The 23,170-nt window shown below is 65.4% G+C and carries 28 protein-coding genes and 1 pseudogene; 26 read left to right on the top strand and 3 right to left on the bottom strand.

Annotated features, from left to right (window positions below):
• Nucleotides 1–62 precede the first annotated feature (62 nt).
• A complete protein-coding gene (locus K1X15_RS05015; RefSeq protein ID WP_220306393.1) occupies nucleotides 63–2,222 on the bottom strand; it encodes a transglycosylase domain-containing protein in 2,160 nt (719 codons plus the stop codon).
• Nucleotides 2,223–2,356: 134 nt separating this feature from the next.
• On the opposite strand from K1X15_RS05015, the gene K1X15_RS05020 reads away from it, so the two are divergent.
• From K1X15_RS05020 to K1X15_RS05045, 6 genes are all read left to right on the top strand, one after another.
• A complete protein-coding gene (locus K1X15_RS05020) occupies nucleotides 2,357–2,812 on the top strand; it encodes a YcgN family cysteine cluster protein (protein WP_220306395.1) in 456 nt (151 codons plus the stop codon).
• Nucleotides 2,813–2,887: 75 nt separating this feature from the next.
• A complete protein-coding gene (locus K1X15_RS05025; protein WP_220306397.1) occupies nucleotides 2,888–3,526 on the top strand; it encodes a diguanylate cyclase domain-containing protein in 639 nt (212 codons plus the stop codon).
• Between the two features lie 94 nt (nucleotides 3,527–3,620).
• Nucleotides 3,621–4,880 carry an Hsp70 family protein gene (locus K1X15_RS05030; protein ID WP_220306398.1) on the top strand — a complete coding sequence of 420 codons (1,260 nt, stop codon included), beginning with the start codon at nucleotides 3,621–3,623 and terminating at the stop codon, nucleotides 4,878–4,880.
• Nucleotides 4,881–4,953: 73 nt separating this feature from the next.
• Nucleotides 4,954–6,174, top strand: a complete 1,221-nt coding sequence (locus K1X15_RS05035; protein WP_220306399.1) for a DUF2254 domain-containing protein — start codon at nucleotides 4,954–4,956, stop codon at nucleotides 6,172–6,174.
• Nucleotides 6,175–6,418: 244 nt separating this feature from the next.
• Nucleotides 6,419–6,862 (top strand): hypothetical protein, encoded by a 444-nt coding sequence (locus tag K1X15_RS05040; RefSeq protein WP_220306400.1) that lies wholly within the window; start codon nucleotides 6,419–6,421, stop codon nucleotides 6,860–6,862.
• 4 nt (nucleotides 6,863–6,866) lie between these two features.
• Entirely contained in the window at nucleotides 6,867–8,117 is a 1,251-nt protein-coding gene (locus K1X15_RS05045; protein ID WP_220306401.1) for a DNA-packaging protein, read from the top strand.
• Nucleotides 8,118–8,124: 7 nt separating this feature from the next.
• Here K1X15_RS05045 and K1X15_RS05050 read toward each other — a convergent pair whose 3' ends face one another.
• Together K1X15_RS05050 and K1X15_RS05055 are read right to left on the bottom strand one after the other, a co-directional pair.
• Entirely contained in the window at nucleotides 8,125–8,544 is a 420-nt protein-coding gene (locus K1X15_RS05050; RefSeq protein WP_220306402.1) for a type II toxin-antitoxin system VapC family toxin, read from the bottom strand.
• 2 nt (nucleotides 8,545–8,546) lie between these two features.
• Nucleotides 8,547–8,789, bottom strand: coding sequence for a hypothetical protein (locus K1X15_RS05055; protein WP_220306403.1), 243 nt, complete (start codon nucleotides 8,787–8,789; stop codon nucleotides 8,547–8,549).
• Nucleotides 8,790–8,840: 51 nt separating this feature from the next.
• Between K1X15_RS05055 and K1X15_RS05060 the strand changes: the two genes are divergently transcribed.
• The 20 genes and pseudogenes from K1X15_RS05060 to K1X15_RS05150 all read left to right on the top strand — a co-directional run bounded on the left by K1X15_RS05060 (nucleotide 8,841) and on the right by K1X15_RS05150 (nucleotide 23,099).
• Complete coding sequence (locus K1X15_RS05060; RefSeq protein WP_220306405.1) at nucleotides 8,841–10,007, top strand: phage portal protein; 1,167 nt, start codon at nucleotides 8,841–8,843, stop codon at nucleotides 10,005–10,007.
• On the top strand, nucleotides 10,008–10,664 hold the full coding sequence (locus K1X15_RS05065; RefSeq protein WP_220306406.1) for an RNase A-like domain-containing protein: 657 nt from the start codon (nucleotides 10,008–10,010) through the stop codon (nucleotides 10,662–10,664). It begins immediately after the preceding gene.
• Between the two features lie 4 nt (nucleotides 10,665–10,668).
• A complete protein-coding gene (locus K1X15_RS05070; protein WP_220306407.1) occupies nucleotides 10,669–10,947 on the top strand; it encodes a hypothetical protein in 279 nt (92 codons plus the stop codon).
• 71 nt (nucleotides 10,948–11,018) lie between these two features.
• Nucleotides 11,019–11,207 carry a hypothetical protein gene (locus tag K1X15_RS05075; RefSeq protein WP_220306408.1) on the top strand — a complete coding sequence of 63 codons (189 nt, stop codon included), beginning with the start codon at nucleotides 11,019–11,021 and terminating at the stop codon, nucleotides 11,205–11,207.
• Nucleotides 11,208–11,211: 4 nt separating this feature from the next.
• Nucleotides 11,212–11,343: a hypothetical protein gene (locus tag K1X15_RS21385; protein WP_276315310.1), complete on the top strand. Its 132-nt coding sequence runs from the start codon at nucleotides 11,212–11,214 to the stop codon at nucleotides 11,341–11,343.
• Nucleotides 11,340–11,813 (top strand): HK97 family phage prohead protease, encoded by a 474-nt coding sequence (locus tag K1X15_RS05080; protein ID WP_220306409.1) that lies wholly within the window; start codon nucleotides 11,340–11,342, stop codon nucleotides 11,811–11,813. Before K1X15_RS21385 ends, K1X15_RS05080 begins: the two co-directional genes overlap by 4 nt.
• A gap of 12 nt (nucleotides 11,814–11,825) precedes the next feature.
• A complete protein-coding gene (locus K1X15_RS05085) occupies nucleotides 11,826–13,049 on the top strand; it encodes a phage major capsid protein (protein WP_220306411.1) in 1,224 nt (407 codons plus the stop codon).
• 201 nt (nucleotides 13,050–13,250) lie between these two features.
• Nucleotides 13,251–13,817 carry a head-tail connector protein gene (locus K1X15_RS05090; RefSeq protein WP_220306412.1) on the top strand — a complete coding sequence of 189 codons (567 nt, stop codon included), beginning with the start codon at nucleotides 13,251–13,253 and terminating at the stop codon, nucleotides 13,815–13,817.
• Complete coding sequence (locus tag K1X15_RS05095; protein WP_220306413.1) at nucleotides 13,814–14,158, top strand: phage head closure protein; 345 nt, start codon at nucleotides 13,814–13,816, stop codon at nucleotides 14,156–14,158. Before K1X15_RS05090 ends, K1X15_RS05095 begins: the two co-directional genes overlap by 4 nt.
• Nucleotides 14,159–14,161: 3 nt before the next feature.
• On the top strand, nucleotides 14,162–14,557 hold the full coding sequence (locus tag K1X15_RS05100) for a DUF3168 domain-containing protein (protein ID WP_220306414.1): 396 nt from the start codon (nucleotides 14,162–14,164) through the stop codon (nucleotides 14,555–14,557).
• A gap of 184 nt (nucleotides 14,558–14,741) precedes the next feature.
• On the top strand, nucleotides 14,742–15,155 hold the full coding sequence (locus K1X15_RS05105) for a phage major tail protein, TP901-1 family (protein WP_220306415.1): 414 nt from the start codon (nucleotides 14,742–14,744) through the stop codon (nucleotides 15,153–15,155).
• Nucleotides 15,156–15,340: 185 nt separating this feature from the next.
• Nucleotides 15,341–15,655 (top strand): gene transfer agent family protein, encoded by a 315-nt coding sequence (locus K1X15_RS05110; protein ID WP_220306416.1) that lies wholly within the window; start codon nucleotides 15,341–15,343, stop codon nucleotides 15,653–15,655.
• Nucleotides 15,652–15,843 carry a rcc01693 family protein gene (locus K1X15_RS05115; protein WP_220306418.1) on the top strand — a complete coding sequence of 64 codons (192 nt, stop codon included), beginning with the start codon at nucleotides 15,652–15,654 and terminating at the stop codon, nucleotides 15,841–15,843. The genes K1X15_RS05110 and K1X15_RS05115 overlap by 4 nt, the downstream gene beginning before the upstream one ends.
• Entirely contained in the window at nucleotides 15,833–16,372 is a 540-nt protein-coding gene (locus K1X15_RS05120) for a phage tail tape measure protein (RefSeq protein WP_220306419.1), read from the top strand. The genes K1X15_RS05115 and K1X15_RS05120 overlap by 11 nt, the downstream gene beginning before the upstream one ends.
• Nucleotides 16,373–16,558: 186 nt before the next feature.
• On the top strand, nucleotides 16,559–17,179 hold the full coding sequence (locus K1X15_RS05125; RefSeq protein WP_220306421.1) for a DUF2460 domain-containing protein: 621 nt from the start codon (nucleotides 16,559–16,561) through the stop codon (nucleotides 17,177–17,179).
• Nucleotides 17,176–18,066, top strand: a complete 891-nt coding sequence (locus K1X15_RS05130; RefSeq protein WP_220306423.1) for a DUF2163 domain-containing protein — start codon at nucleotides 17,176–17,178, stop codon at nucleotides 18,064–18,066. The genes K1X15_RS05125 and K1X15_RS05130 overlap by 4 nt, the downstream gene beginning before the upstream one ends.
• Nucleotides 18,063–18,521 (top strand): NlpC/P60 family protein, encoded by a 459-nt coding sequence (locus K1X15_RS05135; RefSeq protein WP_220306425.1) that lies wholly within the window; start codon nucleotides 18,063–18,065, stop codon nucleotides 18,519–18,521. The genes K1X15_RS05130 and K1X15_RS05135 overlap by 4 nt, the downstream gene beginning before the upstream one ends.
• 112 nt (nucleotides 18,522–18,633) lie before the next feature.
• A pseudogene (locus K1X15_RS21575) lies at nucleotides 18,634–21,289 on the top strand (baseplate multidomain protein megatron); the annotation flags it as partial.
• A gap of 267 nt (nucleotides 21,290–21,556) precedes the next feature.
• Complete coding sequence (locus K1X15_RS21580) at nucleotides 21,557–22,363, top strand: GTA baseplate fiber-binding domain-containing protein (protein ID WP_476700513.1); 807 nt, start codon at nucleotides 21,557–21,559, stop codon at nucleotides 22,361–22,363.
• Entirely contained in the window at nucleotides 22,356–23,099 is a 744-nt protein-coding gene (locus K1X15_RS05150) for a glycoside hydrolase family 108 protein (RefSeq protein ID WP_220306428.1), read from the top strand. Before K1X15_RS21580 ends, K1X15_RS05150 begins: the two co-directional genes overlap by 8 nt.
• Nucleotides 23,100–23,170 lie beyond the last annotated feature (71 nt).

Consider the following 23,170-nt stretch of genomic DNA (forward strand, 5'->3'; position numbering starts at 1 on the left):
ATCTCATTGATCTGTCGTGCTTTCGAACCGCAGTAGTGGTGTCCACTTCTGCTCAAAGCGCTCTAGAGCTCGGTGACGTCCGGGCCGGACGCCTGGGCGGTGTCACGCAGCGGCGTGGCATGGTCCAGGGTGCTCTTGAGCCGTTCCGCCAGATCGAGCAGCTTGCGCGCGGCGGCCGGCTTGAGGCTGGGCGGGCGCTCTTCGAGGTCTTCCACATCCTCAAGTCCGGCATCGGCTACCACGACCTGTGGTGGCTCGAAGTCGATGCCGAAGACCGGCTTCACCTCGATGTTGGTGTGCGCATAGGCCATGAACTTCTGCCAGGCGATGGTCGGAAGGGTTCCGCCCGTGAGGTTGTTTGTGGGCCGGTAGTCGTCATTGCCGAACCAGACGGCCGCCACATAATTGCCGGTGAAACCACAGAACCAGGCGTCGCGATAGGACGTGGTGGTGCCGGTCTTGCCCAGCGTGGGAACACCCTCAATCTCCGCGCGGCGCCCCGTGCCGCCGGTGACCACGGTCCGCATCATCTGGTTCATATAGGCCACCGTCTGCTCCGACAGAACGCGTTCGCGCGCAGCATTCGGGTCCTTTTCAAAGACCAGCTGGTCGTTGAACGTGGTCATGCGGGTGATGCCATAGGCCGGGGTCTTGTAGCCGTGATTGGCAAAAACCGCATAGGACGAGGTCATGTCCAGCACCGAAACCGAGGCGACGCCCAGGGCCAGCGAGCGGGTGACGGGATAATCGGCCCGCAGCCCCATGCGGTGGCTGAGTGCGGCAATCGGCTCGCGGCCGGTCTTGATCGAGAGCGTAACCGGCACCGTGTTGATCGAGGCGGCGAAGGCCGCCAGCAGTGTCGTCTGTCCGCGATAGGAGCGGCCGTAATTCTGCGGGCACCAGTCACCGATACAGACCGGGCGGTCCGAAATCGTGTCGCTGGGCGTCAGGCCCAATTGTTCGAACGCTTCGGAATAGACAAAGGGCTTGAAAGAGGAGCCAGGCTGGCGCGTGGACACGATGGCCCGGTTGAACTGGCTCTTGGCGTAGTCCGTTCCTCCGACCATGGCGCGAATGGCCCCCTGGGTGTCGGTGACCACCATGGCTCCCTGTTCAACCCGGTACTGCTCGCCCTGGTCGCGAATGACGGAGGTAATGGCCTCTTCGGCGTAGCTCTGCAGCGTCGTGTCGATGGTGGTCCGGACAATGAAATTGTTGCCCGGCGCGTTGGACGACTCGATGATCGCCTTGGCTTCCTCGAAGGCCCAGTCGAGAAAGTAGTTCGGCGAATTGATGTCGTTGGTACGGTCCACCGCCGCGGCCGGGTGCCGGCGCGCTGCGGTAACCTGACCTTCGGTGAGGAACCCGGCGGCCACCAGATTGGTCAGCACCAGATTGGCGCGCCCGCGCGCCGCCGCCAGATCGACATGGGGAGCGTAATTGCCCGGTGCCTTGAACATGCCCGCCAGCATGGCTGCCTCGGCCAGGTTGATGTCCTGCACCCGCTTGCCGAAATAGAATTCAGAAGCGGCAGTCACCCCGTAATTGCCCCCGCCCATATAGGCGCGGTCGAAATAGAGCTTGAGGATTTGATCCTTGGAGTAGTTCCACTCGAGCCAAACCGCCAGGAACGCCTCGACGATCTTGCGCTCAATGGTGCGCTCGGAGGACAGGAACAGGTTCTTGGCGAGCTGCTGGGTGATCGACGACCCGCCCTGGGTACCGCGTTCGCCCTGCGCATTGCTGGCCAGGGCACGCAATGTGCCCACCACGTCGATGCCGAAATGGTCGTAGAAGCGCCGGTCCTCGGTGGCGAGGGTTGCCTTGATCAGGTAGTCCGGCATCTGGTCGAGTGCCACGCTGTCATCCGAGCGAATGCCGCGCCGGCCGATCTCGCTGCCGAACCGATCGAGGAAGACCACCGAATAGTCTTCGGCCTTGTTGAAGGCGCCGCGATCGATGATGTCGAAAGCGGGCAGGGCCAGGGCCGTCATCAACACGGCGCCGATGGCCCCGAAGGTGAAGGCGTCGGACAGAATCTCGACGAAAAAGCGCCTGATTCCGGAGACATGGAACCGGGACATGAAATCCTGGTAGCGCGTATAGCCGCGACCCAGCGCCTGCCAGAATTCGTAGAGCGACGAATCGAGCCAGGCATCCGCCGCCAGCATGCTGCCCTTGGGCCGGCGCTTCTTTTCCTTGGTATAGAATGGATCCTGCACGACTGACCCCGATGCCCTGATCTGGGCAGAGTTGTCCTTAAACGCCGGACAAGGCAACACAATCGCTGGAATATGATTGCATTGCCGCGCCCGCAAGCGCAAACCGGCAACAACATGAACGGCAAACGGTAGACATGGCCTTCTGGGAAGAAAAAACGCTTGAGCAGATGTCGTCCGCGGAGTGGGAAGCGCTCTGCGACGGCTGCGGCCGCTGTTGCCTGATCAAGCTCGAGGACGAGGATACCGGCACGCTCATCACCTCGGATGTGCGCTGTCGGCTGCTCGATGGCGACAGCTGTGCCTGCACCAATTATCCCCGCCGCAAGGAAATCGTGCCAGACTGCATCAAGCTGACGCCTGAGAACGTGCGCGAGATTCCCTGGATTCCGGTGACCTGCGCCTATCGGCGGCTGGCCGAAGGCAAGGGCCTTGCCTGGTGGCATCCGCTGGTTTCCGGCGACCCGCAGACGGTCGTGGATGTCGGTGTTTCGGTGAAGGGTCGCACGTTCCTCGAAACGGAGATCGATCCGGAGGAGTGGGAGGAGCACGCGGTGGAATGGCCCGAATGGGAGCCGCCGGAATCCCTTTAGCTTGAGATGCTTACCTCCTGTTAACCATAAGTATGGCCTGATTGGTCGACCCGGACGTGGCCCAGGACAGGCTTGATGAACAAAGTGACGATGAGCGGCAATGATGGCCTGTGGGCGCGTATCCGCGCAGCACTCGGCCGCGGCGCCGGGGCCCAGGAGCCGCCCTACGGCCAGGCCGCCATCGCCCGCAATCCGAACAAGAAATCCCGCCTCGCCCAGCGCATCGATGAAGAGCTGCGCCGCAGCTGGCAGCATGCCGCCCAGCGCAATGTATCGCTTTGCGTGATCGCGCTCGAAATGGACGGCTACGCGGATTATTTCGCGGCCTATGGGCGCGAGGCGGTCGAGGACAGCCTCGACAGGCTTGAAGAGGTGATCGCCGGACTGCTGCCGCGCGAAACCGACCGCTGCCTGCGCTCGGGCCGGTCCGGCTTCATGCTGGTCCTGCCCGACATGCCCGCCCTGATGGCGCGCGACCTGGCGAGCCGCATCGCCGCCGCAGTGCGTCTTCAAGGTCTGGCCAATCGCGAGAGCCATGCAGGGCAGGTGACGCTCAGCACCGGCATCGCCGTGGTCAATCCCGCGGGTGCCCTTGACCGGTCGGTGATCGAGGCCGCGGGCGAGGCCGTGAAAAAGGCCCAGCGACGTGGCCTTGCCCGGCTCGAAGTGGTCGACCTGCGCGGTCGCCAGCAGCGGCAGCGCAAGGCGGCCTGAGGCGCGCCGGCGGTTGCCATGATCGCCTTCTCCCCTTAAGAGAGCCGTCCCCGCGCGCCACCCCCGCGTGCTTCCCATGACGATGGCGGCTCCCATGACCCTTTCCTGCGGCCTCGACTTCGGCACGTCCAACTCGACCCTGGGCAGGGTGGACGCAAACGGCGTGCCGCAATTGGTGGACCTGGAAGACGGGCAACCCACCATGCCCAGTGTCCTGTTCTTTGGCGCCGAAGACCGGACCATCCATTTTGGGCGAGCGGCGCTGAGCGAGTATGTCTCGGGCGCCGATGGGCGCTTGCTTCGCTCGATCAAGAGTGTTCTGGGCACGAAATTGTTCGATGACGGCGTGCGTCTGGGCGCCCGTGTCTATCGTTTTGACGACATATTGGGGATTTTCGTCGCCGAGATGAAGGCGCGCGGCGAAGCGGTAACCGGCCTGGAACTGGATGCAGTGGTGGTTGGACGGCCGGTGCAATTCGTTGATGACGACGCGGTGGCAGACGCCGAAGCGCAGCGCCAGCTCGAACAGGCAGTGCGCCGCCAAGGCTTTGCCCATGTTGAATTCCAGTTCGAGCCGATCGCGGCGGCGCTCGACTATGAACGGCAGGTGGCAGGCGAGAAGCTTGCGCTGATCGTCGACCTGGGCGGTGGTACCTCGGACTTCTCGCTGGTGCGCGTTTCGCCCGACCGCGCCGGCCGGCCCGACCGCACTGACGACATCCTTGCGACGGCGGGCGTACATATCGGCGGCACCGATTTCGACCGGCTGCTGGCCATGAGCCGGGTGATGCCGGAACTGGGTCTTGGATCAAGGACGCTGGACGGCAAGCGGCACCTGCCGGTGGCCCCCTACAATGACCTTTCGACCTGGCATCGGATCAACCGGCTCTATGATGCCAAGGCCCTGCGCGACCTGCGGTCCACCATGCGCGAGGCGCGGGAGGCCGAGAAAGTCGAGACCTTCGTCATGCTGGTCGAGGAGCGGTTGGGGCACCGGTTGATTGGCGCTGTCGAGGCGGCCAAGATTGCGCTGTCGGACAGCGACGAAGTGGCCTTTTCCTTCGCGGTGCGTGAGCGCGTGATCGAGACCTCCATCACCGTTTCCCAGCTCGGTGAGGCGCTGGCAGCCTCCATCGGGCGGCTTGAAGAGACCATAACGGAGACCGTCCGCCTCGCCGGCATTGGCGCCGGTGACGTCGACAGCATGATCCTGACCGGGGGCTCGACGCTGGTGCCGGCGGTTGCGGATCGCCTGAGGGCCATGATGCCGGACGCCGAGGTGGTGCGCACCGATGTGCTGGGAAGCGTGGGCATGGGGCTGGCGCTCGAGGCCCGGCGCATATTCGGTCCCTAGGCCCTGCGCGCCGCCGCGGGAGCCGAGGCAACCTTTTGCCGCGTGAGACCTTTTCTGTGCGGGGGAGCAGTCCATGAGTCAGATCGCGTTCAAGTTCAGGCAGGTTGTCCAGCGCATGTGGTTCCTGCCGCTGGCGTTTTCGCTGGTCGCGGTGCTGACCCTGCTGATCGCCTTTGGCATGGCGCGCCTCATTCCGGACGGACTGCCCTTCACGCTGTCATCGGAAGCGGTGGAATCGATCCTGACGGTGCTGGCATCGAGCCTTCTGACCGTGGCGGTCTTTGCGCTTTCGACCATCGTCAGTGCCCTATCGAGTGCATCATCTCAAACGACGCCGCGGGCGGTGCCGCTGATCGTCGGCGACCGAAGCGCGCAGACTTCCATCTCGGTCTTTATCGGCGCGTTCCTGTTCTCCATCGTGGGCATTATCGGGCTCTCGGCCGGCATCTACAGCGAAGCCGGTCGGCTGTTGTTGTTCGCGGTGACGCTCGGTGTCGTGGTGCTGGTCGTGGCGGCCCTGATCCGCTGGATCGGCCAGATCTCTGCCATCGGCCGCGTCGGAGAGACGGTGGAACGCGCCGGCGAAGCAGCGGAGCGGGCGTTTCGCTCGGTGCCGGGGCGGGGCTTGCTGGGTTGCCGGCCGCTGGAAGCGGAAGCCGAAGGCGAAGCCGTGTTTTCGCGCAAGATCGGCTATGTGCAGCATATCGATACCGGTCGCCTGCAGGACCTGGCCGAGGAGCATGAGCTGGTGGTCTCGATCACCGCCCGGCCCGGTGCCTATGCCGCGCCCGACCGCCCACTCGTCCTGGTCGAGGGTTCAGTCGATGAAGGGTTGGCCGAAAAGCTGGCCAGCGCCTTTGTGGTGGGCAAGGCCCGCACCTTCGACAGCGATCCGCGATTCGGCCTCATCGTCCTGGCCGAGATTGCCAGCAAGGCGCTTTCACCCGGCATCAATGACCCCGGCACCGCCATTGTGGTGATCGGCACGCTGGTGCGGGTGCTCACGGACCGACCGACCGACGACAGTGAGCTCAAATATGACCGCGTGCTGGTTGCGCCGCTCGACGCCAATGACCTGATGGCGGACGCCTTCCGTCCCATCGCGCGCGACGGGGCCGGCAGTATCGAGGTGATGCTGCGCATGATCGCCGGACTCAAGACGCTGGCGCGCGGCCGGCCGGACCTCGAGGCGGCGGCGACCGGCATGATCAAGGACGCCGTCGATCGCGGCACCACCGCCATGAGCGCAAGGAGCGACAAGGCGGCACTGAAGGCAGCGGGCAAACTGGACTAGAGCCATTCCCGTTCTGGTTGAACTAGAACGGGAGCTCGATCTCTTTGTTTTGTCGCGCTTTCGAACCGCAAATGTGGTGTCCACTTTTGCTGAAAGCGCTCCAGCCAGGCGGCGGTAACCCATTGCCTGGATTGCAAAATCAAGAAGATATCCCCGCGTGACGCTGGTCTGGTAGAGTTCAGGCATGGTCGACGAATTGGGTCGATGAAAACGCCTTCGGGCGGCCTGAACGAAAGTTCCCGACATGGATGAGTTTGACCCCGAGCGGAACCGCGATGGCGACTCCGTGCCCTGGGACGATGTGCGCCACGACTATGAAGCTGGCCGATTGACCTGCAATGGCATTGCCCACCGATACCGGCTGCGGCGCGGACAGTTGGACGCGCGGGCGCGGGCCAGCAAATGGCTGCGTCCCGGCAGCCCGCAGGCCATGGACCGGCAGCTGCTGATCGCGCGCCTGATGGGCCTGCTGGAGCGCCAGATGGACCTAGTGGAAACGGAGTTGAGCATGGGATCAAGAGTGGAAAGCAAGGTCCTCAGCGACCTTGTGCGCGACCTGGACAAGCTGATCGCCCTGGAGCGTGCCGAGGCCCGGCCTGATGGTACGCTGAATGACGCCGGAGAAGCAGCCGATCTGCGCCGCAAGCTCGAAGCGCGCATCAATGCCATAACCAAGGGGCTCGCCTAAGACGATGTCGACATTGCGGTCTAGCCTGCTGCGGGAGGCCGGTCAGCTACCGGATAACCAAATCCGGCGCCTGGCCTTCAACTGGCAGGTCTGGGCCTATCCGCATCAACTGCCGCCGGAGGGCGACTGGACCACCTGGTTGCTGCTCGGCGGGCGCGGAGCCGGCAAGACAAGGGCCGGCGCCGAATGGGTGCGAAGGCTTGCCGAAGAAGGCGTGGGGCCGATCGCCCTGGTGGGCGAAACCATGACCGAGGCCGAAGCGGTGATGGTGCGCGGCGAAAGCGGCGTTCTGCGCGTCTGCCCCCCTGATCGCAGTCCCAAACTGCGGGAAAACGTGCTGATCTGGCCCAATGGCGTAGAGGCACATCTTTTGCCGGCATCGGACCCCGAGCGCTTTCGCGGACCACAATTTGCGGCGGCCTGGTGCGACGAGACCGGCAAATGGAAGAAGGCGGAGGCCGCCTTCGACATGCTGCAATTCGGGTTGCGGCTGGGCGCGCGGCCGCGCCAGCTGGTGACGACCACCCCGCGCACGACCAAGCTGATGAAGCGGTTGATGGCGGACGACGCGACCGTGATCACGCGGGCAAAGACCAAGGTGAACAAGCACCTGGCGGACGCCTTCATGGCGGCGGTGGTGGCGCGCTACCGGGATACGGTACTCGGGCGGCAGGAACTCGATGGCGAATTGATCGAGGACCGGCCCGACGCGCTGTGGCAGCGGCGCATGTTTGCGCGCTTTGAGGGCACCGAACTGGGTCGCATCGTCGTGGCAGTTGATCCGCCGGTGACCGGAACAGAGCGCTCGGACGCCTGCGGCATTGTCGTCGCCGGACGGGCAGGCGAGGGCGCCGTGGTGCTCGAAGACGCTACGCTCAAGGGCGTGCGCCCCGACATCTGGGCGGCGCGGGCAGTGGCGGCGTTTCATGCCCATGAGGCCGATTGCATCGTGGTGGAAGTCAACCAGGGCGGGGATCTGGTGCGGCAGGTGCTGGCGCAGGTTGATGGGGCGGTGCCAGTGCGCACGGTCAGGGCCAGTCGCGGCAAATGGGTGCGCGCCGAGCCGGTGGCGGCGCTCTACGCACGGGGACTGGTGCGCCACGTCTCCGGGCTGACGGCGCTGGAGGACGAACTCTGCGCCTTCGGACCGGACGGCAAGGCCGAGGGCCATTCGCCGGATCGGGTGGATGCATTGGTCTGGGCGCTGACGGAGCTGGTGCTGAACGATGCAAGACCGCGGGTGAGGGGCTTGTGAAGGGCGATCAGCCGGTTACCCATGGGTTCACGAGCTCTACGCCCAAGCCGGCAAAGTCGGCTGTGTTGCGGGTGACAATGGTCAAGTTGTGGACCAACGCAGTCGCGGCGATGAGGGCGTCATTGGCCGGGAGCGTGCGAATGCGCTGCAGTTTTGCGCATGCCAAAGCGATCTGGACATCAACACTAATTGTTGCTCCGGCAAATCCGGGGATCACTATTGTATCCAGCCAACGCCGAAGGGCGGCGGCATTGCCCTGCTGCCGGTGCTCAGCCTGCAATACGCCAAATTCGAGTTCAAGGATCGAAACAACGGAAATGTATTTTGGCTCAGCCTGCACGCGTTCTCTCCAGTCGAAGAGAACCGCGTTCCCCGGGCGGTTTCGCCTCAGATCAGACAGGACATTGGTGTCGAGCAGCAGGCTCACGTCTAGCCGAGCAGATCATTGATCCGGGACGACCAGACCTGCCGGTCGGGCAGGGATAATGGTTCGTCCAATTCGGGCCCGCCGACCTGTTCAAGCGCGTGCAGTGACGGAACAGGCCTCAGCCTCTGAACGTCGGCATAGTCAGAAATGACCGGCTGCATAGGGACAGAGTATCGAGACTGGTAGCGGTTCTGCTCGTCTCGCTTCAGTCGTCGCATCTGATCTGCCGAAATGGCTCGGGGCATCGTCTGTCTCCAACCTGCAATTGAACTTACACGGTACTGAGGTGCTATTCCATGCCAAACCTGCTGAACCGCCTGTTTGGCGGACGGACAAACACGCCCGACGAAACCAAGGACTTTGCCGGACACACCATGCTGACGCTGAGCCAGCTGGGGCCGGCGCAGTGGAGCGGGCGGGGCTATGCCAGCCTGGTCAACCAGGGGTTCATGCGCAATCCGGTGGTCTATCGCTGCGTGCGGCTGATTGCCGAGGCTGCCAATCGGGTGCCGCTGGTGGTCAGGGCCGATGGTCGGGTGGTGAGCGAACATCCGCTTCAGCTCTTGCTCAAAAAGCCCAATGGGCGGCAATCGGGCGCGGAACTGCTGGAGGCCGTCTATGCCTATCTGCAGACGGCAGGGAATGCCTATCTGCAGGCGGGGATCGTCGATGGCACGGTGCGGACATTGTTCGTCTTGCGGCCCGACCGGATGAGCGTGGTCGCCGGGCGCGATGGCTGGCCGGTGGCCTATGACTACAAGGCCGGGGGCAGGGCGGTGCGGATTTCCCAGGAGCCGCTGCCGGTGCCGGGCGTGCTGCATATGGCGCTGTTCCATCCGCTCGACGACCATTACGGCATGGGGCCGCTGGAAGCGGCGCAGACCAGCCTCGACATTCACAATGCCTCGGCGCAGTGGAACAAGGCGCTGCTCGACAATGCGGCACGGCCCAGCGGGGCCCTGGTCTATTCGGCGGGGGCGGGAAGCCTGACCGAAGAGCAGTTCAACCGGCTCAAGGAAGAGATGGAAGCCCATTTTGCCGGGGCGGCCAATGCCGGCCGGCCCATGGTGCTCGATGGCGGGCTGGATTGGAAAGCCATCGCCATGAGCCCGCGCGAGATGGACTTCATCGAGGCCCGGCACGCGGCAGCGCGCGACATCGCCCTGGCCTTCGGCGTGCCGCCCATGCTGCTCGGCATCCCCGGCGACAATACCTATGCCAACCTCGCCGAAGCCAACAGGGCCCTGTGGCGGCAGACCCTGGTGCCGCTGGTGATGCGGGTGGCAGAGGAGTTGAGCGGGTGGCTGGGACCGGCCTTTGAAGGGGCAGAAATCGTTCCGGACTTCGAGGGTGTCGAGGCGCTGGCCGAGGACCGCGCGGCGCTTTGGGCCAGGGTCGGGGCGGCGGATTTCCTCACCGATGCGGAGAAGCGGGAGCTGACCGGGGTCGGGAGCGGGGCTTAGGTGACGTCACGGATTGCGGAGCGAGCGCTGAACGCGCTTGGGTATGAATTCCGGCTGGCAACGCTTTCGCTGAAGCTGGATGTGCTGATCGCCGGGCTGGAGCGGCGCTATCGGCCGGACCAACCGCGAGCACCGAAAGGGACGCCGGAGGGCGGGCAGTGGATTGACGATCTCGGAGGCGCCCCGCAGGAGAGACCTGCCGGTGAACGAGTTCAGGTGGCGCAGGCTGACGGCCTGGGACCTGTGGACCTCCTCGATCATGAAGGCATAGATGGTGCTCATGCTATTGCAGAACACGTAGGGAAATCAGATGCTTATCTATTAGCACGCGTTGGCGGAGGTGCGTGGCAGGCTGGCCCAACGACCATCTTCAGGTACAGGGCAGGTTCGTTTTCTTCCTTGGCATCGGCGAACCGTCTCGTAAATTCTACTTTGGCATTGAACCATGCGACTGTGTTAAAAGTAGCGCATGGGATCAAGCGGGATGCCTATATAGTTGCGCAGTTTGGATCGCCGACCGGCAAAGAGGCGTTCAGGCTCAGCCTGACATCACAACCATATATTCGCACGACTACCTCGGTCGGCATCTACATTGTTCATGACCCCAGATTTCCTGAGGGATTCAGGATACAGACCGCTTACCCAATATTGGAGTGAAACCATGGGTACACCCGCCAGCTTCTGGGCGCTCGCCATGCGATTTCATCAGGACGTGCCCTTCTTTGTCGAAGCCAACGAGGTCGCGCTGGCCGACTATCTCGTCGGGGGGCTGGACCTGGAAGAACGCCGGGCGCTGGCGGGCTTTCTCGATGTGGTTTTCGCCCAGTCCGATGCCGGCGTTCGCCTGCTTCGGCTTTGGAAAAAGTCCAAGGCAGATTTCGGTTTTGCGCAGGCGTCGGATATCGAGAAATTCTTCGTCGTGGTTCGCGGCAGGCTTTAGCCCGGAATAGAAAATCGCAAGCCCTTTTCCAAGCCCCCCTCCGGGGGCTTTTTTATTGCCTGGAGGAACCCATGGACGAGCTGACAAAAACCGTCATCGAGCGCGGGGACCTGGCCCATCTCGCGCTGTTTCTCTGGGCAAGCGGTTCGAGCGCCCTGCTCGTGTGGAGCCTGAGGGAGATGACGAAGGTGAATCAACACTTCAACGACTTCGTGCAGGAGATCGCACAGTTGAATCGGCTTTTCCGAAAGGAGGACTAAGCCCATGGCAGACAAACAGGATCGCGAGGGCGCTCAGCAAACGTTCCGGCAATTCGCCTGGAACCTGGCGGGGACGCTGGCCGACAAGCAGCGCAGTTCGCCGAAGCCGCGTTCGGGCGGGGCGAAGCGCGGATGAGTGCCATTCCCATCGACGCGGAGGGACGGTTTGCCGGCTATGCGAGCGTCTTCAGCAGGCTCGATAGCGGCGGCGATATTGTGCTGCCGGGGGCATTTGCGAAAAGCCTCGTCAGACGGCGCGGGCGGATCAGGCTGCTGTTCCAGCACGATCCCAAGGAGCCGGTGGGCACCTGGGAGAGCATGGGCGAGGACAGCCACGGGCTGTTCGTCACTGGACGGCTGGTGCCAGGCGTGCCGCGCTCGGATGCGCTCAAACGGCTGATCGGGAACGGGGCGCTCGATGGCCTCTCCATCGGCTTCCGCACGGTCAAGGCGAGCCGTCGCGACGGCAATCGCCTGCTGCATGAGATCGACCTCTACGAGGTCTCGATCGTCACCTTTCCGATGATGGAGGAAGCGCGCATCGCTTCCCCCCTCACGGCCGGCGCGGCCATTGCCGCCGCCACGAAAACTATCCGTAACCGATAGAAGGAAACCGACATGGATCGGATCGACGACGGCCTTGAGACCAAGGCCGGCGCAGGGGGCGACATTGCCGCGCTCTTCGCCGAATTTTCCTCGGCATTCGAGGAATTCAAGGCCACCAATGACCAGCGTTTGAAGGAGATCGAAAAGCGCGGATCGGCCGATGGCCTCATCGAGGGCAAGCTCGAAAAGCTCAACCGGGTGATCGACGGCCACAAGGCGGCGATGGATCGCCTGACCGCCGAACGCGGGCGCCCGGCCATCGAGGGCAAGGGCGGCAACCTGCCCGATGGCGAATACAAGGAAGCGTTCTCGGCCTATGTGAAGCATGGCGAGGAAAAGGCGCTGCAGATCGGCGTCAATGCCGATGGCGGCTATGTGGTGCCGGCCGAGGTCGAAACCGAGATTACGCGGCTGATGACCCATATCTCGCCGATCCGCGCCATTGCCGGCGTGCGGCAGGTGTCGGGTTCAGCCTATAAGCGGCCGATCACCGTGACCGGTCCGGCGACCGGCTGGGTGGGCGAGGCCGCAGCGCGGCCGACCACCAACAGCCAGACCCTGGCGGAACTGAGCTACCCCACGACCGAGCTCTATGCCATGCCGGCAGCCACCTCGGCCTTTCTCGACGATGCGGCGGTGGATGTGGGGCAGTGGATTGCCGACGAGGTCAATGCGGCCTTCGCGGCGCAGGAGACCACGGCTTTCGTGACCGGCGACGGCACCAACAAGCCCAATGGCTTCCTCAATGCCACCAAGGTGGCAGAGGCGAGCTGGAGCTGGGGCAATCTGGGCTATCTCGCCACGGGCGTGTCCGGCGCGCTGCCGGCCAGCAATGCCAGTGATATCCTGATCGACCTGGTCTATGCGCTCAAGGCCGGCTACCGCCAGAATGCGACCTGGTTGATGAACCGCAAGACGCAGGGTGCGCTGCGCAAGCTCAAGGATGCCGATGGCAATTATCTCTGGCAGCCAGCGGCGGCGGCCGATGGACGCGCCAGCTTCATGGGCTTCCCGCTGGTCGAGGCCGAGGACATGCCCAATATCGGCGCCAATTCCTTCTCGCTGGCCTTCGGTGACTTCCGCCGCGGCTATCTGATCGTCGACCGCCAGGGTGTGTCGGTGCTGCGCGACCCGTTCAGCTCCAAGCCCTATGTGCTGTTCTACACGACGAAGAGGGTTGGCGGCGGGATCGCCGATTATGACGCGATCAAGCTGCTGAAGTTTGGCACCTCGTGAGGGTCGTGAGCCTGGCCTTTGGCCATAGCGAAGCTAGGTGGGGGTGATTTCTGTCACCGAAGCCACGGACAGACACCCCCACCCTGCTCGATTCAACGGACTTAGCTGGCGCTAAGCCCTATCTCGCTTCCCTCCCCACACGGGGGAGGGTGGCGCCTCCGGCGCCGGGCCGGTTGACGACACAATATCGGGACAACAAACATGACTTCCTATCTCCTGGCGGGACCCGCCGAGGAGCCGGTTTCGCTTGCCGAGGCCAAGGCTTTCCTCAAGGTCGATGACAGTGCCGAAGACGGGCTGATCACGACCCTCATTGGTGCGGCGCGGCTGCATGTCGAGGGCGTCACCGGCAAGGCGTTGCTGGCGCAAAGCTGGCGCGTGGTGCTCGACGACTGGCCCGAAGGCGGCACGGTGAGGCTGCCGGTATCGCCGCTGATTTCGGTCACCGCGATCAATGCCGTCGACGACAATGGCGGCAGCCACGATATCGCGCTGGCGCAGTTTCTGAGTGAACCCGACAGGCTGGTGGTGCCGCGCGTCGTGGTGGGCATGCCGCTGCTGCAGGAGCGGCAAGGCCTCGAGATTGACTATGTCGCCGGCTTCGGCACCGAGCCTGCGGATGTGCCCGCCGACCTTCGGCAGGCCCTGCTCGGGCTGGTGGCGCATTGGTTCGAGCATCGCGACGCAGTGGTCGTGGCCGGATCGGGGGCGATCGTGCCGTCAGGCTTTGACCGTGCCGTTGCCCGGCACAAGCGGGTGCGACTGTGAGCGCGGAGAAGATCCCGGCCATCGGCACGCTGACCGACCGGGTGCAATTGAAGCGGCGCGAAAGCCTCGGTGATGGCGGTGGCGGGCACGCGCGCATCTACGTGCCGGTGACCAATCTCTGGGCGCGGGTACGCAGCCTTTCGGGGCGGCAGGGTACCAATGCCGACGGCCGGACCGTTGCCATCTCGCATAGCGTGGTCATGCGCTTCCGCAGCGACGTCTCGCCTGGTGATCGGGTGGTCTATCGCGGGCGCAACCTGGACGTGGTGAGCACGGCGGACCTGAACGGCCGGCGGGCCCATCTCAGCTGCGCGTGCAGCGAAACCAGCTTTACGGGGTAGGCCATGCATCCGATTGCGAGCCTGCAGGCGGCACTGGTGACGGCGCTGGAGGCCGATACGGCGCTGGCGGCAATAATCGGGGCAGGGGGCGTGTTCGACGCGCCGCCGCGCGACCGGCCGGCGCCCTATGTGGTCATTGACCGCCACGACATGCGCCAGCATGACGGCGACGCGGCGCCGGGCCAGGAACATCGCGTGCTGCTCCACTGCTGGAGCGACCAGCCCAGCCGCAAGGCGGCGCTGGAAATCGCCGAGCGCGTGGTGGCGGTGGCGCTGGCGGGGTTGGTGCCGGCCGGGCTGGTGGTCACGCATGGCGAGCATATGCGGACGGAAACCAGCATCGATACGGCGACCGGACAGGCGAGGGCGGCGGTGACGCTGCGGTTTTTCAGCGAGTGAGGCGATCTCTGGTGCGCGGAAAAGGACCCCCACCCGAGTTTCGCTAAGCCCCGCTGGGGCCAGCTTCACTACCCTCCCCACAAGGGGGAGGGAGACGATGAACATGGGCATCGCATCCTGCGCCTCCCTCCCCTTGATGGGGAGGGAGTGAGGGTGGGGTGACCTTCCAGGCAAGGACAGGAAAATGGCAGCCCAGAGTGGCAAGGACGTGCTTCTCAAACTCGACCAGACCGGGTCGGGGAGTTTTCTCACCGTGGCAGGGCTGCGCACACGCAGCCTCAGTTTCAATGCGGCGAGCGTCGACACGACCGACCAGGAGAGTGCCGGGCGCTGGCGCGAACTGCTCGCCGGGGGCGGGGTCAAGAGGGCTTCGGTGTCAGGGGCGGGGGTCTTCAAGGACCAGGCGTCCGACGCGACGATCCGGTCGCTCTTCTTTGCCGGCACGATCCGCAGCTGGCAGCTGATCCTGCCCAGCTTCGGCACGGTGGAGGGACCGTTCCAGATCGTGGCGCTGGAATTTTCGGCCGATCATGCGGGAGAAGTGACCTTCGACCTGGCGCTGGAAAGCGCGGGCGAAGTGAGCTTCGTGGCGGTTTGACGCGATGCAGCTCCCTCCCCCCTCGCGGGGAGGGCTGGGGTGGGGGGAGCCACGCACACCCTGCTACGTCGTTCCCCCACCCTGCTCGACTTAACGGACTTGGCAAGCGCCAAGTCCTATCTCGCTTCCCTCCCCGCAAGGGGGAGGGAGACGTAGGAGCCGACCCATCGGCGCGGAGGAAGACAATGACAAACATTCATCGGGGTGAAATCGCGGCCGAGATCGGTGGCGAGACGAGAACGCTTTGCCTGACGCTGGGCGCGCTGGCCGAGCTGGAGGCGCGGTTGGGTGCCGGGGACCTGGCGGGCCTGGCGGAGCGTTTCGCCGAGGGGCGGATCTCCGCGCGCGACCTGACGGCCATTCTCGGGGCGGGACTGCGCGGTGGTGGTAATGGGATCAGCGATGACGACCTGGCGCGCATGAGCGTCGAGGGCGGCCTGCGCGGGGCGGCGGAAATTGCCGTGCGATTGCTCAGGGCGACTTTCGGAGACGGCGAATGAGACCTTTTCCATGGAGCGAAGCCATGCGCTTCGGGCTGGGCGTATTGCGCCTGCCGCCCCGCGACTTCTGGGCGATGACGCCGCGCGAACTGGCCGCAGCCTGGGGGGCGATCATGGGCGATCGGGCCGGCCCGCTGGGGCGAAACGAGCTCGAGAGACTAATGGAGACCTTTCCCGATGGCCGGTGACCTGTTTGGCGAAGAGTTTCGCGATCAACTCGGTGATGTCTCGGTGGAGCTGGGACGCATTGGCGACCTGGCCGACAGCGTTGCCAACTCGGTGAGCCGGGCCTTTCGTGGCGCCGTGATGGACGGGAAGTCATTTCGCTCGGTGCTTTCTGACATCGGGCGGGCCTTTGCGGACATTGCCCTGAAGGCCGCGTTCAAGCCGCTGGGGACGCTGGTTGGCGGGCTGGTGGAGAACCTGTTCGCATCGACCAATCCGGCGGTGACGCCCTTTGCCAAGGGCGGGGTGATTGCGTCTCCAAGCTATTTCCCGCTGGGAAGGGGAATGGGCCTGGCCGGCGAGGCGGGGCCGGAGGCGATCATGCCCCTGCAGCGCGGCGCTGACGGACGGCTGGGCGTGGCCGGCGGCGGGGGCGCGGTCAACGTGACGTTCAATGTCACCGCCAGCGACGCGCGCAGCTTTGCGGCCAGCGAGGCGGAAGTGAGCGCGATGCTGTTGCGCGCCGTGCGGCGGGGTACGAGGGGAAGCTGATGTTCGCTACGCGCGCGATTTAGCTCCCTCCCCTTGACGGGGAGGGTTGGGGTGGGGTGCGACGCGGACGCGGTGTCTGACGATCCCCCACCCTGCTTCACCACGGACTTGGCGAGCCAAGTCCTGCTCAGCTTCCCTCCCCGCAAGGGGGAGGGAGGCGATGGAACCGACAGCGCGGAACAAAAAATGGCCTTTCATCACATACGATTTCCGCTCGATATCGCGCTGGGCGCGCGGGGTGGGCCGGAGCGGCGGACTGAGGTGACAACGCTGGCCGGTGGGGGCGAGAAGCGCAATGGGCGCTGGGCGCATTCGCGCCGGCGCTACAATGCCGGCTATGGCGTCAAGTCGCGCGCCGACATGCAGGCCGTGCTGGCCTTTTTCGAAGAGCGACGCGGGCGGCTGCACGGGTTTCTGTGGCGCGATGGGCTGGACCATTCCTCCGGCGGGCTCGTGCCATTGCCGACCGACCAGGTGCTCGGCACTGGCGACGGGGTTCGTGCCCAGTTTCAGCTGGTCAAGACCTATGGCGCTGCGTTCGACCCGTACTTGCGGGACATCACCAAGCCGGTGGCGGGCAGCGTGAGGATCGCGGTCGATGGGGTTGAGCTGCCAGGCGGCTGGACCGTCGATGTGGCCACGGGGCTGGTCGGCTTCGATGTTGCTCCCGCCGATGGAGCGGTGGTCAGCGCTGGTTTCCTGTTCGACGTGCCGGTGCGCTTCGATACGGATCGCCTCGACATCGAACTCAATGGTTTCGATGGCGCCGAGGCGCCCAGTATCCCGCTGGTGGAGATCCTGCCATGAGGACGATCCCAGAAGATTTCGCCGCGCATCTGGCACAGGGCGAGACGACCACGGCCCGGTGCTGGCGGGTCATCCGTGCGGATGGCGTGACGCTCGGCTTCACCGATCATGATCGGCCGCTGATGATCGAGGGCACCAACTGTGCGCCCACCCATGGGCTGGACAGCGGCGAAATGCCGGCCCGACTGGGCCAGCAGGTCGAAACCGGTGAGGTGCTGGGCGTTCTCGACAGCCTCGCCATTGCCGAGGATGACATTCTGCTGGGCCGCTATGACGGTGCGCGGGTGGAAAGCTGGCTGGTGAACTGGGCGGCGCCGGAGCAGCAGCTTCTGCTGCGGGTGGACGCGATCGGCGAGATCGTGCGTGAGGACGCGGTGTTCCGCGCCGAGCTGCGCTCTGCGCAACAGGCGCTCAATATGCGGCGTGGCCGGGTTTATCAGGCGCTGTGCGATGCCGAGATCGGCGATGGGCGCTGCGGCGTCGACCTGGACCTGCCCGCTCACAAGGGATCGGCGCTCGTCACCGCCGTAATCGATGCTTTCCAGGTCCGCGTGAGCGGCCTTTCCGGCTTCGCGGAAGACTGGTTTGCCTTCGGCCTGGGGCACTGGACGAGCGGTCGGCGCGAGGGGGTGCGCGACCCGGTGCTGACCCATCGACGCACGCCGGAGGGCGATGTGCTTGGTTTTGCCACGCGCCTGGGAGAATGGGTCGTTCCCGGTGATGCGCTGGTCGTGACCGCGGGCTGCGACCGACGCTTCGCCACCTGCAAGGCGCGGTTCGGCAATGCCGCCAATTTCAGGGGCTTTCCGCACATTCCGGGCAGCGACTATGTGCTCCGCCACCCGCGCAATGGCGATGTCATGGACGGCAGGGCCGTGGTGCCATGACCCAAGATGACATCGTCAAAGCCGCGCGGGCCTGGCTGGGGACGCCTTATCGGCACCGGGCGGCGACCCTCGGGGCGGGCTGCGATTGCCTCGGGCTGCTGCGCGGCGTCTGGCGCACGCTTTATGGTGCGGAGCCGGCGGCAATTCCGCCCTATCGCGCGCATTGGCGCGATCACGACGAGCCGGCAGCGCTCAGGCGAGCGGCAGAGCGCTATCTCATTGCGGAGTCGGAGCCGCCAGGGGCCGGGCAGGTGGTGCTGTTCCGGCTGGCGGGCCTGAGCGAACCGCGCCATTGCGGCATCCTGGTTTCGGAAACGCGGTTCATTCATGCCCAGGAGCATCTGGGTGTGGTGGAAGCGAACCTGACGGCCGGCTGGGTGAAGCGCGTGAGCGGGCGCTACCGGTTTCCCGATAGCGCCGATCTCGCAACGCATCCGGGTCGCCCTCGGACCTGATCCGAGGGCCGCCATCTACTTAAATTGAAGTGACGGTGCCTGCCGCGGCTGGCCCTCGGGTCGAGCCCGAGGGCGGCGGGGTAGTCGTTGGGTGCAACAAGGACAAATAGACATGGCGACACTGGCACTTTCGGTGGCCGGACAGTTTGTCGGCGGCCTGGTGGGCGGTCCGATCGGCGCGACCGTGGGGCGGGCGCTGGGCGCGCTGGCCGGCAGCGCCGTTGATGGCTTTCTGTTCGGCGGCGACAAGGCCGAAGGACCGCTGTTCGATGTGCGGCTCGGTTCGTCCAGCGAGGGGCTGGGGGTGCCGCGCCTCTATGGTTGGGGACGGCTCAGCGGCAATATCATCTGGGCCCGCGAACTGGTGCGTCATCAGAGCGAAACGGCCGGCTCGAAAGGGTTCGGCCCCACCGAAGACACCGAGGAAGTGCTGGCCAGCTTTGCCATCGGCTTCTGCGAAGGCCGGGTGGCGCGGCTCGGCCGCATCTGGGCCGACGGGCAATTGCTCGATACGCGCGATCTCAACCTGCGCTTCTATCACGGCGACGACGACCAGATGCCGGACAGCCTGATCGAGGCGGTGCAGGGCGTTGGCAATGCGCCGGCCTATCGGGGGCTGTGCTATCTCGTGGTCGAGAACCTGCCGCTCAGCCGCTTCGGCAATCGCATTCCGCAACTCTCGGCGGAGCTCTGCCGGGTGGTGGGCGATCTGGAACCGGCGATCCGTGCGGTGACGGTGATCCCGGGCGCCACAGAATTCGGCTATGATCCGGTGCCGCGCGTGCGGGTGCTGGGGCCGGGGGCAGGGGTCAGCGAGAACGCGCATCTGGCCGCCGGCGTCAGCGACTGGACCTGTTCGATCGACGAATTGCAGGCGCTGTGCCCGAACCTCGAACATGTTGCCCTGGTCGTCAGCTGGTTCGGCGACGACCTGCGCTGCGGCACCTGTACGGTTTCGCCGCGGGTCGAGGGCGCGACGCGCCAGGTAGAGGGTGCGACCTGGTCGGTGGCCGGGGTCTCCCGGGAGGTGGCCCAGGTCGTGTCCAGCCATGAGGGCGGACCGGCCTATGGCGGGACGCCGTCGGATGCCTCGGTCCTGGCCGCCATTGCCGATCTCAAGGCGCGGGGCCTCAAGGTCACGCTCTATCCCTTCGTGCTGATGGATATCCCCCAGGACAATGCGCTGCCCGATCCCCATGGCGGTACAGCGCAGGCGGCCTATCCCTGGCGGGGCCGGCTGACCTGTAATCCGGCACCGGGCCAGGCTGGGTCGCCCGATGGCACTGCCGACGCGGCGTCGCAAGTGGCGGCGTTTGTGCCGGGCTATCGGGCCATGATGCTGCACTATTCCGATCTCGCGGTTGCCGCGGGCGGCGTCGATGCGATGCTGATCGGCTCCGAGATGGTGGGATTGAGCACGGTGTGCGGGGCGGGCAACAGCTTCCCCTTCGTCGCGGCGCTGGTTGACCTGGCCGCCGACATGCGGGCGATCGTCGGGCCGGGCACCAAGCTCACCTACGCCGCCGACTGGAGTGAATATTCGGGCTGCCAGAACGGGACGGAAAAGTTCTTTCATCTCGATCCGCTCTGGGCATCGGACGATGTCGATGCGGTGGGCATCGACTGCTACCTGCCGCTGGCCGACTGGCGCGACGGGGAAGCGCATGCTGATGCGGCGCTGGCGACCACTGGTTATGAGCTGGGCTATCTCGCTGGAAACATTGCGGGTGGTGAAGGCTTCGACTGGTACTATGCCAGCGATGCCGACCGGCGGGCGCAGGCGCGCACGCCGATCACCGACGAAGCCCATGGCGAGCACTGGGTCTGGCGGGTCAAGGACATTGCCGCGTTCTGGGGGCAATATCACCATGACCGGCCGGGCGGCGTGCGCAGCCCGACCCCAACGGCCTGGGTGCCGGGCTCGAAGCCGATCTGGCTGACGGAACTGGGCTGTGGCGCCGTCGATAAGGGGGCCAACCAGCCCAATATTTTCGGGGACGAGAAGAGCGCCGAGAGCGGGCGGCCCTATTTTTCCAGCGGCACACCGGACGGCCTGATCCAGCGGCAGGTGCTGCGTGCTCACCACAACCACTGGACTGACCCGGCCAACAATCCCGCCGGCATGGTTGACCCGGACAGACTCTATTGCTGGACCTGGGATGCACGGCCCTTTCCGGCCTTTCCTGCGCAGACCGATGTCTGGGCCGACGGCTCCAACCACCGCACGGGCCACTGGCTGACCGGGCGACTGGGTGCCCTGGCCAGCGATGAGCTGGCGATGGCGATTGCCGCCGAACATGATTGCGATCTGCAGGCAGTGCCCACAGCGCCGCTGATCGGCGGACTGACCATGTCCGCGCCAGCTACGGCCCGGGAGGCCATCGAGCCGGTCCTCGAGATGACGGGCCAGCGACTGGCTGCCCGCGGTGGTGTGCTTGTGGGCCTCGCACAGGGACCGGTCACGGCGGCGCTCATTGAGCAGGATGATCTCGCCCAGACCGACGCCCCGACCCTGTCGCGCCGCCGTGGCGATCCCGCCGAAAAACCGGGGCGTCTGGCTCTGGGACATTTCGATCGGGAGCGTGACTATCTGGCCGCAACCGCGACGGCATTGCGGCGGCACGGGGCCGCTGGTGTCCGAGAGCTTGCCGCTGGTGCTGGACGGCGCAGCGGCGCGCCTGGCGGCCGAGCGCCTTCTCAACCTCCGCTCGTCCAGTGGTGACCGGGTCGAATTTGCCTTGCCCCCCAGCACAGTCGCGCTGGAGCCGGGGGACAGGATTGCCTTGGCTGGTCTCTCCGAGGGGCCCTTCGAGATCACCGAGATCCGAGACGGAAGTGTGCGTCAGGTAACGGCTGGCGCGGTGCCGCGGGGCGATGCGATAGCGACCGGGGTGGACCGGCCGAGCGGTAGCGCCACCCTTGCCGTCCCCCCTGTCACGCCGCTCGTCCTGGCCGCGCAACTGCCGCCCCTGCCGGCCGATCCGACGCGGAGCCGGCTGGTGCTCGGCGCTTTCGCGGACCCATGGCCGGGGCTGGTGCGGGTCAGCGACGCAACCACCGGTGCCGCGCTGGCCAGCCTTTCGCGACCCGCTGCCATCGGGACGGTGCTGACCGATGTGAGTGCCGGCCCACCGGCTCGATGGGATCGCGGCACCAGCCTGGAGATCAGGCTCCTTGCGGGACATCTGGCCGATGTCGAACCCGGTTCGGCATTGGCGGGAAGCAACCGGATCGCGGTCGAGACCGACGCCGGGCAATGGGAAATCATTGGCTTTGCCAAGGCCGAACTCACGGGGGCCGGGCAATATCGACTGACCCAATTGCTGCGAGGCCTTGATGGTTCGGAGGCGGCGATGGGACCGGTGTCGGCCGGACGACGGGTACTGGTGCTTGATAACCGAGCCGCGACGCTGCCGGTCGAACCGCACTGGATCGGCGAAAGCCGCACAATCCGGTTTTCTGCAGGCGATGCCGTTGCGATGGAGACAGTTTCGATCGAGACGGGGCCGGTGCGGCCGCTGTCCCCTGTGCATCTCAAGGCGGCCCGGCAGCCCGACGGTGCAATTGCCCTGCGCTGGACCCGGCGCAGCCGCGCTGACGCGGATGGCTGGGGCATCGCGGAGCCGGCGCTGGAGCATGTGCCGGAGGCCTGGCAGGTCGAGATTTTCGATGGAGGGACGCCGGTCCGCACGCTGGTCTCCGGCTCGCCGACGGCCGACTACGCCCTGGCGGATCAAATTGTCGATTTCGGGGGTGCGGCGTCGGCGTTCACCTTTGCCGTCACCCAGATGAGCGCCGTGCTGGGGGCAGGGCAGGCAGCAATGGGAGCTTTCAATGTCTGAACATCGCTTTGAAGCGTGCCTTGCAGAAGTCCTGCGCCACGAGGGCGGCTATGTGGACCATCCCGCCGATCCGGGCGGCGCGACCAATATGGGCATTACCCGCAAGACGCTGGCCCGCTGGCGCAGCGTGTCGCCCTGGTGGGACCTGCCCAAAGCCGCCGTGCGGGGGCTCGGCCGGGCCGAGGCCGCGGAAATCTATCGCCAGGGATATTGGGACGCCTGCCACGCCGGAGACCTGCCGCCGGGTGTCGATCTCGCGGTGTTCGACTATGCCGTCAATTCCGGCCCCGATCGCGCCATCCGCACGCTGCAGGCCACGCTGGGCGTCGTGGTGGATGGGGTTGTCGGGCCCCTGACCCTGGGTGCTACGCAGCGCGCGGACGCGGCCCGGACGATCAACGCGCTCTGCGACCGCCGGCTCGGCTTTCTCCGGGCGCTCTCGACCTTTGCGATTTTCGGACGCGGCTGGACCGGGCGGGTCGCAGCCATCAGGGCTGCGTCCCTCGCCGCGGCCCCCATTTCTTCCTCAACCTCCAATGGAGATACGAAAATGGACATTCTTTCCGGCTACAAGACCTATATCGTCGCTGCCTTCATGCTGCTGGCGGGTCTGGCCCAGATGCTGGGCATCGACCTGCCTACGCTCGACAGCGGCTCTGCCGGCAGCCTGGTGCTCGAAGCGCTGGCCGTCCTGTTCCTGCGCAAGGGGCTCAAGGCGGATATCGGGAAAGCCTGAGGGCAATTGTGTGGAAACCGGGCAAGTCTTGCCCCATTCATGTCCCATTCAGTTTGCAGCCGCTATTGATC

The organism is Devosia salina, from assembly GCF_019504385.1.
GTDB classification, from domain to species: Bacteria; Pseudomonadota; Alphaproteobacteria; order Rhizobiales; family Devosiaceae; genus Devosia; species Devosia salina.

Excerpts from the sequence above, each read along its gene's own strand:
- K1X15_RS05045 (WP_220306401.1), top strand. The coding sequence starts at position 6,867 with ATGTCGACATTGCGGTCTAGCCTGCTGCGGGAGGCCGGTCAGCTACCG.
- K1X15_RS05035 (WP_220306399.1), top strand. The coding sequence starts at position 4,954 with ATGAGTCAGATCGCGTTCAAGTTCAGGCAGGTTGTCCAGCGCATGTGG.
- K1X15_RS05030 (WP_220306398.1), top strand. The coding sequence starts at position 3,621 with ATGACCCTTTCCTGCGGCCTCGACTTCGGCACGTCCAACTCGACCCTG.
- K1X15_RS05080 (WP_220306409.1), top strand. The coding sequence starts at position 11,340 with ATGAGTGCCATTCCCATCGACGCGGAGGGACGGTTTGCCGGCTATGCG.
- K1X15_RS05090 (WP_220306412.1), top strand. The coding sequence starts at position 13,251 with ATGACTTCCTATCTCCTGGCGGGACCCGCCGAGGAGCCGGTTTCGCTT.
- K1X15_RS05100 (WP_220306414.1), top strand. The coding sequence starts at position 14,162 with ATGCATCCGATTGCGAGCCTGCAGGCGGCACTGGTGACGGCGCTGGAG.
- K1X15_RS05085 (WP_220306411.1), top strand. The coding sequence starts at position 11,826 with ATGGATCGGATCGACGACGGCCTTGAGACCAAGGCCGGCGCAGGGGGC.
- K1X15_RS05135 (WP_220306425.1), top strand. The coding sequence starts at position 18,063 with ATGACCCAAGATGACATCGTCAAAGCCGCGCGGGCCTGGCTGGGGACG.
- K1X15_RS05040 (WP_220306400.1), top strand. The coding sequence starts at position 6,419 with ATGGATGAGTTTGACCCCGAGCGGAACCGCGATGGCGACTCCGTGCCC.
- K1X15_RS05125 (WP_220306421.1), top strand. The coding sequence starts at position 16,559 with ATGGCCTTTCATCACATACGATTTCCGCTCGATATCGCGCTGGGCGCG.
- K1X15_RS05060 (WP_220306405.1), top strand. The coding sequence starts at position 8,841 with ATGCCAAACCTGCTGAACCGCCTGTTTGGCGGACGGACAAACACGCCC.
- K1X15_RS05105 (WP_220306415.1), top strand. The coding sequence starts at position 14,742 with ATGGCAGCCCAGAGTGGCAAGGACGTGCTTCTCAAACTCGACCAGACC.
- K1X15_RS05070 (WP_220306407.1), top strand. The coding sequence starts at position 10,669 with ATGGGTACACCCGCCAGCTTCTGGGCGCTCGCCATGCGATTTCATCAG.
- K1X15_RS05115 (WP_220306418.1), top strand. The coding sequence starts at position 15,652 with ATGAGACCTTTTCCATGGAGCGAAGCCATGCGCTTCGGGCTGGGCGTA.
- K1X15_RS05025 (WP_220306397.1), top strand. The coding sequence starts at position 2,888 with ATGAACAAAGTGACGATGAGCGGCAATGATGGCCTGTGGGCGCGTATC.
- K1X15_RS05075 (WP_220306408.1), top strand. The coding sequence starts at position 11,019 with ATGGACGAGCTGACAAAAACCGTCATCGAGCGCGGGGACCTGGCCCAT.
- K1X15_RS05110 (WP_220306416.1), top strand. The coding sequence starts at position 15,341 with ATGACAAACATTCATCGGGGTGAAATCGCGGCCGAGATCGGTGGCGAG.
- K1X15_RS05130 (WP_220306423.1), top strand. The coding sequence starts at position 17,176 with ATGAGGACGATCCCAGAAGATTTCGCCGCGCATCTGGCACAGGGCGAG.
- K1X15_RS05020 (WP_220306395.1), top strand. The coding sequence starts at position 2,357 with ATGGCCTTCTGGGAAGAAAAAACGCTTGAGCAGATGTCGTCCGCGGAG.
- K1X15_RS05150 (WP_220306428.1), top strand. The coding sequence starts at position 22,356 with ATGTCTGAACATCGCTTTGAAGCGTGCCTTGCAGAAGTCCTGCGCCAC.
- K1X15_RS05120 (WP_220306419.1), top strand. The coding sequence starts at position 15,833 with ATGGCCGGTGACCTGTTTGGCGAAGAGTTTCGCGATCAACTCGGTGAT.
- K1X15_RS21385 (WP_276315310.1), top strand. The coding sequence starts at position 11,212 with ATGGCAGACAAACAGGATCGCGAGGGCGCTCAGCAAACGTTCCGGCAA.
- K1X15_RS05055 (WP_220306403.1), bottom strand. The coding sequence starts at position 8,789 with ATGCCCCGAGCCATTTCGGCAGATCAGATGCGACGACTGAAGCGAGAC.